This is a genomic window from Devosia salina, from assembly GCF_019504385.1.
Lineage (GTDB): Bacteria > Pseudomonadota > Alphaproteobacteria > Rhizobiales > Devosiaceae > Devosia > Devosia salina.
Genome location: NZ_CP080590.1, coordinates 3712193 through 3724610, shown reverse-complemented (window position 1 = coordinate 3724610; position 12418 = coordinate 3712193). Strand labels below are relative to the sequence as shown.

Genomic DNA, 12418 nt, shown 5'->3' with positions numbered 1-12418 from the left:
GTGGTTGCATGGAACAGGGGGAATTCTCCCTTAGTGAGCGCGAGTTTTCGCGGATCAAGGCGCGGGTCTATGCCGTGGCCGGCATTTCCCTGAGCAATGCCAAGCGGACCCTGGTCCTGTCCCGGCTCTCGAAAATCGTCCGTGCGCTGGGCCTGCCGAGCTTTGATGCCTATGTCGACTATCTCGAGCGCAATGGCTCGGCCCAGGACGGGCAGGATTTCGTCAACGCGCTGACCACCAATCTCACGCGGTTCTATCGCGAAGACCACCATTTCGAACATTTGCGCACCTATGTGGGGACGCTGATGGCGGAGCGCCCGCGGGGCACGCGGCTCCGCATCTGGTCGGCCGGCTGTTCGACCGGCCAGGAACCCTACACAATCGGCATGGACCTCCTTGCCGCCTTTCCCGAGCTCAAGCGCTGGGACTTCAAGATCCTGGCCACCGACATCGATACGGCGGTGATCGCCAAGGCGGCCGGTGGCGTCTATCCGGAAAGCGAATTGAGCGGACTTTCGGCAGAACGCGCGCGACCCTTCGAACGGGGCGAGGGCACCATCAGGGTGCCTGGCGCGGTGCGCGAACTGGTGTCGTTCAAGCCCCTGAACCTGATCGGGCCGTGGCCGATGAAAGGCCCGTTCGATGCAATCTTCTGTCGCAACGTCGCTATCTATTTCGACAAGCCGACCCAGGGGGAAGTGTTCGGACGCTTCTCGAAACTCCTGGCGCCTGAAGGCTTCCTCTATATCGGCCACTCGGAAAACCTGGGGTCGGGCGGGGAAGGGTTCCGGCTGGTGGGCAAGACCATCTACCAGTCCAAAGAAAAACTGAGCAAGCGAGCTGCATGATGAGCATCAAGGTACTGGTCGTCGACGATTCGGCGCTTATCCGCGAAGTGCTGGCCCGCATGCTGACGCGGGACGGGGATATCGACGTGGTGGGCACCGCCACCGACCCCATCGACGCGCGCGAAAAGATCAAGGCACTCGATCCCGACGTGGTGACGCTCGATATCGAAATGCCCAATATGAACGGGCTGGCTTTCCTCGAGCGGCTGATGCGGCTCAGGCCAACGCCGGTGGTGATGGTGTCGACGCTGACCAAGAAGGGCGCCAGCGAAACCCTTTTGGCGCTCGAACTGGGCGCGGTGGATTTCGTGGCCAAGCCGAGCGCTGAATTTGCCGGGGGCCTGGATGCCTTCGGGGCCGGCCTCAGGGACAAGATCAGGGCGGCGGCGAAATCGGACGTGCGAGGCCGCTCGGCCAGCCGCGCCGATACGCCCAAGACCGCCAAGGCACCGCTCAAGACCGCAGCCGCGCCCGAGGGCGCGCTGATCGCCATCGGCGCCTCGACCGGCGGGGTGGAAGCGATCCGCGCGGTGCTGAGCGAAATGCCGGCCGACTGCCCGCCCGTGGTCATTGCCCAGCATATGCCCGCCGGTTTTACTGGGCGCTTTGCCGCCCGGCTCGATGAATTGTGCGCGCTCAAGGTGGTGGAGGCGGAAGACCGCATGGTGCTGCAGCCCGGCCATGCCTATGTCGCGCGGGGTGATTACCACCTGCGGGTCGAGAAATCGTCGGGCCAGCTCAAGTGCCGGCTGAGCCAGGATGGGCTCGAGAGCGGGCATCGGCCGAGCGTCGACGTGCTGTTCGAGTCGGTGGCCAAGACCGTGGGCGCGATGGCCGTTGGCGCCATCCTGACCGGCATGGGCCGTGACGGTGCGCGGGGCCTCAAGCTCATGCGCGACGCCGGCGCCTATACGGTGGGGCAGAGCCAGGCTTCGGCCTTGGTCTATGGCATGCCGCGCGTCGCCTTCGAGGAGGGCGCGGTGGTGGAACAGGCGGCCGTGGAACAGATTGCGGCCAAGCTTGCCAATGCCCTGGTCAAGCTCAAATCGGCCGCCTGACAGCGTTGCGACAATCCTGCCGTGTCGGTTGAGAGATTTGTAACGCTTGGCCCATAGAGTTTGAAACAAGTACGGGGCTAGAAGAGCCCTTGGCGCGTAGAGGTAAGAACCACCATGCCAAAAGCGAGCGCTGTCAGCGTCCTGATCGTTGATGACCAGCAGTCGATGCGTGGCATCTGTAAGTACATTCTGACGCAGTTGGGCTTCAAGGACATCATCGAGGCCAAGTCTGGCCGCGACGCCTTGGGCAAGCTCGAAAAGTCCAATGTGGACCTGATTATCTCCGACTGGAACATGGAAGACATTGACGGGCTGACCCTGCTCAAGGTCATCCGCAAGCATCCAAGGACGCAGGCCATGCCCTTCATCATGGCGACCGGCCGTTCGGACAAGGAACAGGTCAAGGAAGCCATTTCCTTTGGCGTCAACAATTACATCATCAAGCCCTTCGATGCCTCGACGATGAAGAAGCGCATCGAGGCGGTGATCGGCGCGCTGACCTGATCAGCGCTCGCAATCGCACAATGAACGCCCTGCCGGGTCCCGGCGGGGCGTTTTGCGTTCTGGCCGGAAAAACGCTGCATTGCTAGGCATTTGCCCAAGAAATGGGCTATCGGCATTTATCCGTAAGAAGTGATTAATCCCCGCACTATATCGTTTCCACAAATTGGCGCCGTTGGGCGTCAAGTGGCTGTCTGCGCCATGCCCGGCCCGGAACCGGAGGGTGCAGGGGGAAGCAGCCGCCGAGGGGGAACCGAGGAATAGTCATGAAATTCTTTCCGCAGTTGAAGATTGCCCAGAAACTGCCGCTGGCGCTGGTGGGTTCGGCTCTGGTGGTGAGCGCGGGCGTGGGTATTGCCAGCTATCTGATCGGCCTGGGCACCGTGCGGGAACAGCGCGACCAGTCGATGCAGGCCTCGCTGACCACGGCGACGTCGCTGGTAAGCGACTATTTTTCCAGCGCCGAGGTGGACCTCAAGCTCTTCGTGCAGCGTTCCGACACCGTGACGGCGATGAAGAACCTGACGCGCGCGCTCGACGAACTGCGCATGGGCCTGAAGGAACGCGCCGCCATTCAGCTGCAGACCGCCTATGTGACCGACAATCCCAATCCCGATGACCGCGCCGCCGTGGACAGCGTGGGCGCCATGGGCGCCAGCTATGACCCGGTGCATAAGCGCTATCACCCGGGTTTCCGTACGCTCCGGCTGGAGCGCGATTATTCGGACGTGCTGATGATCAGCGCTGCCGGCGACGTGGTCTATTCGGTGGCCAAGAACCCGGACTTCGCCACCAATGTGGTGACCGACAGCGCCGCGGCCGCATCCGGGCTGGGGCAGGCCTTTGCCGCGGCCAAGGATCTGGCCGAAGGCGAGGCCGCCTTTGTCGATTTTTCCGTCTACGCCCCCAGCGGCACGGCGGAAAGCTTCATGGCCATGCCCGTCTATGACAAGGACGAGAAGACCGGTGTCATGGTGCTGGCCATTTCGCCCGAAGCCATGAGCACCCGGGTTTCCGGGCTTTCGGGCCTGGGACGGAGCGGCGAGGTGGTGGTGGTGGGCCAGGATGGCCTGCTGCGCTCGGAATCCCCGCGCACCGAGGAGACCGACGTCCTTACGACCACGCTCACCTCCAATGTCATTGCCGGCGCCTTTGCCGGCGAGACCGGCGAGGGGCTGAGCACCGATTATCGCGGCGCCCCGATGGTGGTGCGCGCACAGCCGGTCAGCGTCGGCGACGTCACCTGGGCCGTTGCTGCGGTGCAGCCGGAAGACGAGGCCTATGCGGCCGTCGTGCAGATGCGCAACATGACCCTGGCCATTGGCGGGGTGCTGCTGGCCATTGCCGCCGTTATCGGCTTCTTCTTTGCCCGCTCGATCAGCAAGCCGATCAGCCGGCTGACCGGCACCATGGATGCGCTGGCCAGCGGGGATCTCGAAGTCGAGGTCAAGGGCGCAAGGCGCGCCGACGAAATCGGCGCCATGGCCCGCGCCGTGGAGGTGTTCCGCGAGAATGCGCTCAAGGTCAACGAAATGACCGAGGCGGAGGCTGCGCGCATCGTGGCCAGCCAGGCCGAGCGCGCCGCCATGATGCAGGAATTGCAGCGGGCCTTCGGCCAGGTGGTCGACGCGGCCATTGCCGGCGATTTCACCCAGCGCGTGACCGCCGAATTCCCGGACGACGAACTCAACACGCTGGCCCGTTCCGTCAACGGGCTGGTGGAGACCGTGGATCGCGGTGTCACCGAGACCGGTTCGGTGCTGGCTGCGCTGGCCCATACCGATCTCACCCAGCGCATGCAGGGCGACTACCAGGGCGCCTTTGCCCGGCTCAAGGCCGACACCAATGCGGTGGCCGACAAGCTGACCGACATCGTGGGTCAGTTGCGTGACACCTCGCGGACGCTCAAGACCGCCACCGGGGAAATCCTCTCGGGCGCCAACGATCTTTCCGAGCGCACCACCAAGCAGGCGGCCACCATCGAGGAAACTTCGGCGGCCATGGAACAGCTGGCCTCGACGGTGCTGGCCAATGCCGAACGCGCCAAAGAAGCCTCCACCGTGGCGACCGGAGTGACCCATACCGCCGAAGAAGGCGGGCAGGTCATGGGCCGCGCGACCGAGGCCATGGAACGCATCACCCAGTCCTCGGCCAAGATCTCCAACATTATCGGGCTGATCGACGACATCGCCTTCCAGACCAACCTGTTGGCGCTCAATGCTTCGGTGGAAGCTGCGCGGGCCGGCGAGGCGGGCAAGGGCTTTGCGGTGGTGGCCGTGGAAGTGCGGCGCCTCGCCCAGTCGGCGGCCCAGGCCTCCAGCGACGTCAAGGCGCTGATCGAGCAGAGTGCCGACGAGGTCAAGGGCGGCTCCAAGCTGGTGGCCGATGCGGCCGGCCGGCTCGCGGAAATCCTCGCCTCGGCGCGCTCGTCCAGCGAATTGATGAACAATATCGCCCGCGAAAGCCGCGAACAGGCGTCGTCCATCGACGAAGTGAACACGGCCGTGCGGACCATGGACGAGATGACCCAGCACAATGCGGCGCTGGTGGAGGAAATGAACGCCTCGATCGAACAGACCGAAGCGCAGGCCAGCCAGCTCGACCAGATCGTCGATATTTTCGCGCTCGAACAGCGGCCGGCCGGTGGGGCGTCCAAGGCCCAGCCCAAGGCGGCCAATCCCGGGCCGGTGCAGGCCATCGCCCAGGGTGCACGCGGGCTGCAGGCCAAGCTCAGCACCGCCGCCCGCTCCTATCTCAGCAAGGGCAATGCCGCGGTCGACAGCGACTGGAGCGAGTTCTAGCCACATCAAGGGCGCCCCCGGGCGCCCTTTTGCTTGTCCTTGTAACTACCATACAAGATTAGAGTTGCGTTAAGCCAATGGCGCTAGCTTGGCGATGCGCGGGGCGGGGGTTCCTGCGCCGGACACGGAGGGGGATCCATGAGATTGTTTTCGGCGCTGCGGCATATCCGGTTGACCACGGCCATTGCAGGCCTGCTGGTCGCCAGCATAGGCGTGACTGTCATCGCCTATAGCGTGAGCACCTATCTCAGCCTGCGCGGCCAGGCCATCGGCCAGGCCGTGGCGCAGCAGAGCGCCGACCTCAAGACCGCCGCAACGGTCTATGAGAAGCGCCTGTCGGGCTCGGTGATCACCTGGAACGAAGAGGATGGCAGCATTGTCAGCTTCACCACCTATTCGATCCCCAATTTCTACGACACCGGCGCCGTCGATTCGCTGACAAGGGTCACCGGTGGCGAAACCGCGATCTTCGGGCTGGATGCCGAAAGCCAGTTCATCGCCAAATCCACGAGCTTTGAGACCCCGGATGGCGAACGCGAAGTCGATTTCGTGCTCGATCCCGCCGGCCCGGCTGCCCAGGCGCTGGCGGCGGGCAGCCCGTTCCAGGGCGAGATGACGCTTGAGGGCAGCACCTTCAACGCGGCCGCCTATCCGATCCACAAGCTCGACGGGACCCTGATCGGTGCCTTCTGGGTGGGCAAGGATGTGGGCCTGGCCGATGCGGCCGCCAATATGGCGGTGCCGGGACTGGCGGCCATGGGCGGCGTGCTGCTGCTGGTCATGGGAGCGCTTGGTCTGCTGGTGTCGCGCGTGCTGACGCGGCCCATTCCCCGGCTGGCCGGCACGATGGATGCCATTGCACAGGGTGATTTCGAGGTCGCGGTGCCGTTTGTGGATCGTGGCAACGAGATCGGGGCCATGGCGCGGGCGGTGGAGGTCTTCCGCGAGAACGGGCTGCGCGTCAGCCAGATGACCGAGGCCGAGGCGGCGCGGATCATCGCCGACAAGGACGAGCGGCAGCGCATGATGAGCGAATTGCGCGATGCATTCGGCGTGGTGGTCGATGCGGCGGTTGCCGGCGATTTCGGGCGCCGGGTCACCGTGGAATTCCCCGATCCCGAACTCAATGCACTTTCGGGCAGCATCAACAATCTCGTCTCCACGGTCGACCGGGGCGTGACGGAGATCGGCTCCGTGCTCGGGGCCCTGGCCGATACCGACCTGACCCGCCGCATGGAGGGCGAGTATCAGGGCGCGCTGGCGCAGCTCAAGTCCGACACCAATGCGGTCGCCGACCGGCTGAGCGATGTCGTGGGGCAATTGCGCCAGACCTCGGGCACGATCAAGACCGCGACCAGCGAAATCCTGTCGGGCGCCAACGATCTCTCCGAGCGCACGACGCGACAGGCGGCGACCATCGAGGAGACCTCGGCGACCATGGAACAATTGGCCGCGACCGTGCTCACCAATGCCGAACGCGCGCAGGAGGCCAGTGCCAGCGCCGGACTGGTGACGCGGACCGCCGAGGAGGGTGGCCAGGTGATGGATGCGGCCACCGGCGCGATGGAGAAGATCACCACTTCCTCGGGCAAGATCTCCAACATTATCGGGCTGATCGACGATATTGCCTTCCAGACCAATCTCCTGGCCCTCAACGCCTCAGTGGAAGCGGCGCGCGCCGGGGAAGCGGGCAAGGGCTTTGCCGTGGTGGCGGTGGAAGTGCGGCGGCTGGCGCAGTCGGCCGCACAGGCCTCGGCCGATGTGAAGGTGCTGATCGAGCAGAGCGCCGCCGAGGTCAAGGGCGGTTCGCGCCTTGTGGCGGATGCGGCCACCAAGCTGGGCGCCATATTGGAGGCGGCCCGGGCCTCCAATGCGTTGATGCACTCCATCGCCGCGGACAGCCGCGAACAGGCTTCGTCCATCGAGGAGGTCAACACCGCCGTGCGCACCATGGACGAGATGACCCAACACAATGCGGCGCTGGTGGAAGAGATGAACGCGGCCATAGAGCAGACCGAAGCCCAGGCGACGCAGCTCGACGGCATTGTCGAGGTCTTCCGGATCGCCGGGCGGGACGAGGCGCCCAAGCCTGTCGAGGCACCCGAGCGGGCCCGGCAGCCGGTCGCCGGCAGGGCCGAGAGAATCAAGCCGGCGGCGCGTGCCTATCTGAGCCAGGGCAATGCCGCGGTCGCGACCGATTGGAGCGAATTCTAGCCCCGCCGAGGCCGGGACGGGCATGCCAGGGAGAGCCGGGTTTTCGCTGAGGGGCGTGCTTCGGTGAAAATTGGGGTCCCAAAGAGGCCCTGCAGGGCCAGATTTTACAGCCCGGGCAATGGCAAATGAAAATGAGTCCACACTAAGTTATTGTAATATTTGATTAAATTTGAGGGCCATATTCTTGCTCCCGGGTGCAATCGCTGGGGGCAGGGATGTCTGGTTTCGTGGGTAAGCTGTTTGGTCGTCTGAGCCTGAGGCTGCAGATCTCGGGCCTGGTCATGGCCGCCATCGTGGTCTCGATCGGGGTGGTGGCAGTGGCCATCTATCTCAGCTTCTCGAGCACCATGATGCAGCAGGGGCGGGACCGGCAGGAGACCAATCTCAAGACGGCGGCGACGATCTTTGCCGCGGCGACCAACAACAAGGGCGGCACGGTGGTCCACTGGACCGAGGACGGCGCCATGAGCCAGGTGACCGGCTGGGCGCTGCTGCCGTTCTTCGATACCGAACTGGTCGACGGCATTTCGCGTGTGATCGGGGCCGAGACCGCCATCTATATCACCGACAAGGATAGCGGCCTCCTGGTCAACAATACGACGACGCTTGCGAGCGATGACGGGGAGAGCCTCAAGGGCTCCGTCATCGACGCGGCGGGTCCGGTCATGGCCGCCCTCGGTGCCGGCCAGGGCTGGTTCGGCGAGGAGGAACTGGCGGGGCGCCGCTATTATTCGGCCTATTTCCCGGTCAATCGCGAGGACGGGGCGCTGGCCGGCGCGCTGTTCGTCGGCGAACCGGTGGCAGCGGTCGCGGCCTCGGTCAGCCAGATGATGGGGTTCCTGCTGGTGATCGCGCTGGGGACGACCCTGGTGCTGGCGGCGCTGGGCTATGTCGTCAGCCTAGTCATCACCAGGCCGATCCCGCGCATCGCGACGGCCATGGGCGCTATTGCCGAGGGAGCCTATGAGACCGAAGTGCCTTATCGCGATCTCGGCAATGAGGTCGGCGGCATGGCCCGGGCCGTGGAGGTGTTCCGCGAAAACGGCCTGCGGGTCAGCGAGATGACCGAAGCGGAAGCGGCGCGCATCGTGGCCGATGAGGAACACCGCCGGCAGATGATGGCCGAGTTGCAGGGCGCCTTCGGCGTGGTGGTCGACGCGGCCGTGGCCGGCGACTTCAGCAAGCGCGTGACGACGCAATTTCCCGATGCCGAGCTCAATGGGCTGGCGGCAAGCGTCAACAATCTGGTGGCGACCGTCGATCGCGGCGTGACGGAGGTGGGTTCGGTGCTCAACGCGCTGGCCAATACGGACCTTACGCAGCGCATGGAGGGCGACTATGAGGGGGCGCTGGCCCGCCTCAAGGACGACGCCAATGCGGTGGCCGACAAGCTCGGTGAAGTGGTTGGCCAATTGCGCCAGACTTCGGGCACGCTCAAGACCGCCACCAGCGAAATCCTCTCGGGCGCCAACGATCTCTCCGAGCGCACCACGCGACAGGCGGCGACCATCGAGGAAACCTCGGCGACCATGGAGCAACTGGCCTCGACCGTGCTCACCAATGCCGGGCGGGCGCAGGAGGCCAGTGCCAGCGCTGCCCTGGTGACCCGCACGGCCGAGGATGGCGGCCAGGTCATGGCCAATGCCACCGACGCCATGGAGCGGATCACCACCTCCTCGGGCAAGATCTCCAATATTATCGGGCTGATCGACGATATCGCCTTCCAGACCAATCTTCTGGCGCTTAATGCGTCGGTCGAGGCCGCGCGGGCCGGCGAGGCGGGCAAGGGCTTTGCGGTGGTGGCCGTGGAAGTGCGGCGGCTGGCGCAATCGGCGGCGCAGGCCTCTGCCGACGTCAAGACCCTGATCGAGCAGAGCGCCACCGAGGTCAGGGGCGGCTCGCGCCTGGTAGCCGACGCGGCGGAGAAACTGACCGCGATCCTCGAGGCCGCCCGTACCTCCAACGACCTGATGCATTCGATCGCCCAAGAGAGCCGGGAGCAGGCCGCCTCGATCGACGAGGTCAATACTGCGGTGCGCACCATGGACGAGATGACCCAGCACAATGCGGCGCTGGTGGAAGAGATGAACGCGGCCATCGAGCAGACCGAGGCCCAGGCGACGCAGCTCGACAGCATTGTCGATGTGTTCACCGTGACCTCTCCGGCTGCGCCGGCGCTGGTGCCGGTTGGGCAGGCCAGGCGCGCGCCTGCGGAGGCCCGGGGGCGGTTGCCGGCCGCCGCCGGTGTCCACCGGGTGCAAGGCAATGCGGCGCTGGCCACCGACTGGAGCGAATTCTGAAGAGGGCAGGGCAGATAGAATCATTGGCGCAGACGTCCCCCTGCGCCGAGGCCAAAGCCCTCCCCCATGCCCAGAATCGGCCGGGTCGGCGAAATTTGCGGGCTTCAGGGCGATTTTTTGGGCAGAAATGTCACAAAGTGACTGTCGAAATCGATTGCGGAAAAATCCGTACAGTTTTCGGTAAATAGTTTCCCATAGCGTCTTGTCCCATTGAGCCGGTTCCGGGGATGCCTCCCCAAGGCCATTGCCGGTGCCGTATGGGGGAGAAGACGCTATGAAACAGATTGCGCGCCTTTTGGGAAATGTGCGCATGACCACCACCATCCTGGTGCTTGTCATGCTGTCGATCATCGGATCGATTGGTGCCGTATCGGCGGCCATCTATATGAGCCTTCACAGCCAGGCCATTGCGGATGGCGAAGTGCAGCAGCAGACAAATCTTGGCGTTGCCGCCACGATTCTGGAGCGCCGCATTTCCGGTTCGGTGCTGACCTGGACCGAGGAAGGTGAGATCGCCACGTTCCAGAGCTGGGCCATTCCTCCCTTCTACGACACGGAAGTCATCGATTCGGTGACGCGGGTGACCCGCCAGGACGCAGCCATCTATGTGATCGACACGGCCACCGGCGACATGGTGGCCAAGACTACCAGCATTGAGCTACCAGATGGGACCCGCGATACGGGGGGCATCCTGCCAGCCGACAGCGATGCGGTGACCCGGCTTATGGCGGGCGAAATGGTGTTGGGCCAGATCACGATCGGCGGCACCGCCTACAAGACCGCGCTGCAGCCGATCCAGAAGACCAGCGGCGAGGTTATGGGCGCCATTTTCGTCGGCACGCCGATGGCCAATGTCGAGGCTGCTGCCAATAGTGTCCTGAACCTGATCGCCCTGGTGGGGGGCGCGGCGGTTATCGGCTTCGGCCTGCTCGGCTTCCTCGCCTCGCGCCTGATCACCCGGCCCATTCCCAAGCTTGCCGCGACGATGGATGTGGTGGCGCAGGGCAATTACGACGTCGATGTCCCGTTCACCGAAATGGGCAATGAAGTGGGGGCCATGGCCCGGGCCGTGGAAGTGTTCCGCGAGAACGGGTTGCGCGTCAGCCAGATGACCGAGGCGGAAGCCGCCCGCATCGTGGCGGACGAGGAAAAGCGCCGCCTGATGATGACCGAGCTGCAGGCCGCCTTCGGCGAAGTGGTCGATGCCGCAGTGTCGGGCGACTTCACCAAGCGCGTGCATGCCCAGTTCCCCGATGCCGAGCTCAACAGCCTGGCGGGCAGCGTCAACAATCTGGTCGAGACCTTCGACCGCAGTGTCGCCGAAGTGGGCGAGGTGCTTGGCGCCATGGCCGACACGGACCTCACGCGCCGCATGACCGGCGAATATGAGGGGGCGTTCGCCAAGCTCAAGACCGACATCAATTCGGTGGGCGAGAAGCTGACCGAAGTGGTGCAGCAGCTGCGCCGCACGTCGGGCTCGCTCAAGACCGCGACGGGGGAAATCCTGTCCGGTGCCAACGACCTGAGCGAACGCACCACCAAGCAGGCAGCGACCATTGAGGAAACCTCGGCCGCCATGGAGCAACTTGCTTCTACCGTGCTGTCCAATGCCGAACGCGCCAAGAATGCCAGCGCCAGCGCCTCCAGGGTGACCCAGACGGCCGAAGAGGGTGGCAAGGTGATGGATGCGGCCAACGAGGCCATGGAGCGGATCACCGCATCCTCGGCCAAGATCTCCAACATCATCGGCATGATCGACGATATCGCCTTCCAGACCAATCTTCTGGCCCTCAACGCCTCCGTGGAAGCGGCGCGCGCCGGGGATGCCGGCAAGGGCTTTGCCGTGGTGGCCGTGGAAGTGCGGCGCCTGGCCCAGAGCGCGGCCAGCGCGTCCTCGGACGTCAAGGCACTGATCGAGCAGTCGAGCGTGGAGGTGACCACCGGGTCCAAGCTGGTGGGCGAAGCGGCCGGCAAGCTGGCCAGCATGCTCGAGGCGATCCGCGAGAACACCCAGTCGCTCGAAGCGATTGCCCGCGACAGCGCCGAACAGGCAACCTCGATCGAGGAAGTCACCTCGGCCGTCCGCACCATGGACGAGATGACCCAGCACAATGCGGCTCTGGTGGAAGAAACCAATGCCGCCATCGAGCAGACCGAGGCCCAGGCCACCGAGCTCGATCGCATTGTGGAGATCTTTGCCATCGACCCCGCCAGCGGCGACCAGCATGCGGCGCCGGCCGCGCGGGGCCATGCTCCCGCCCCGGTGTCAAAAGCCGCGCCAAAGGCCGCCAGGGCCTATCTCACGCAGGGCAATGCCGCTGTGTCGGCCGATTGGGACGAATTCTGAGACCCAACCGACGCCCATGATTTGCTGCGGCCCGCTCTTGGGGGCCGCAGTCGTTTTTGGCCCTCAATGGGTGCGCGGGCGAGACAGGCCGGAAGGCCCGGCATTCGTCTTGCGGCCGGGCCCGCTACGTGCCCGGGGCGTCAAGCGCCCCTATCGCAATTTCGATCACGAAATCGCTGGTGCTTTACCCGCGCTTAACAGCCGCCGCGGTAATTTCCTCCTGGACGCAGAACTCGACTAGATGATCGCCGGTGGTGTGCCGGCTGGTCTCGACGGGCGTCCATTCCCGTCCGTCTTCAGATTACCGCCTCGACGGGCGGCCGTTTGCGCATGCGGCACATGCGTTGGC

General features: G+C 64.8%; 7 protein-coding genes. All 7 read left to right on the top strand.

Annotated features, from left to right (window positions below; all coding sequences use genetic code 11):
- Positions 1-8: 8 nt before the first annotated feature.
- The 7 genes from K1X15_RS18270 to K1X15_RS18240 all read left to right on the top strand — a co-directional run bounded on the left by K1X15_RS18270 (position 9) and on the right by K1X15_RS18240 (position 12069).
- The gene (locus tag K1X15_RS18270) at positions 9-848 is read left to right on the top strand and encodes a CheR family methyltransferase (RefSeq protein ID WP_220304998.1); all 840 of its coding nucleotides are present in this window, start codon (positions 9-11) and stop codon (positions 846-848) included.
- A complete protein-coding gene (locus K1X15_RS18265) occupies positions 845-1906 on the top strand; it encodes a protein-glutamate methylesterase/protein-glutamine glutaminase (protein WP_220304997.1) in 1062 nt (353 codons plus the stop codon). The genes K1X15_RS18270 and K1X15_RS18265 overlap by 4 nt, the downstream gene beginning before the upstream one ends.
- 114 nt (positions 1907-2020) lie before the next feature.
- Positions 2021-2410, top strand: a complete 390-nt coding sequence (locus K1X15_RS18260; RefSeq protein WP_104892861.1) for a response regulator — start codon at positions 2021-2023, stop codon at positions 2408-2410.
- Between the two features lie 263 nt (positions 2411-2673).
- Positions 2674-5208: a methyl-accepting chemotaxis protein gene (locus K1X15_RS21340; protein ID WP_240549559.1), complete on the top strand. Its 2535-nt coding sequence runs from the start codon at positions 2674-2676 to the stop codon at positions 5206-5208.
- Positions 5209-5346: 138 nt separating this feature from the next.
- Entirely contained in the window at positions 5347-7422 is a 2076-nt protein-coding gene (locus K1X15_RS18250) for a methyl-accepting chemotaxis protein (protein WP_240549558.1), read from the top strand.
- 215 nt (positions 7423-7637) lie between these two features.
- The gene (locus K1X15_RS18245; RefSeq protein WP_240549557.1) at positions 7638-9722 is read left to right on the top strand and encodes a methyl-accepting chemotaxis protein; all 2085 of its coding nucleotides are present in this window, start codon (positions 7638-7640) and stop codon (positions 9720-9722) included.
- Between the two features lie 310 nt (positions 9723-10032).
- Positions 10033-12069: a methyl-accepting chemotaxis protein gene (locus K1X15_RS18240; protein WP_220304996.1), complete on the top strand. Its 2037-nt coding sequence runs from the start codon at positions 10033-10035 to the stop codon at positions 12067-12069.
- Positions 12070-12418 lie beyond the last annotated feature (349 nt).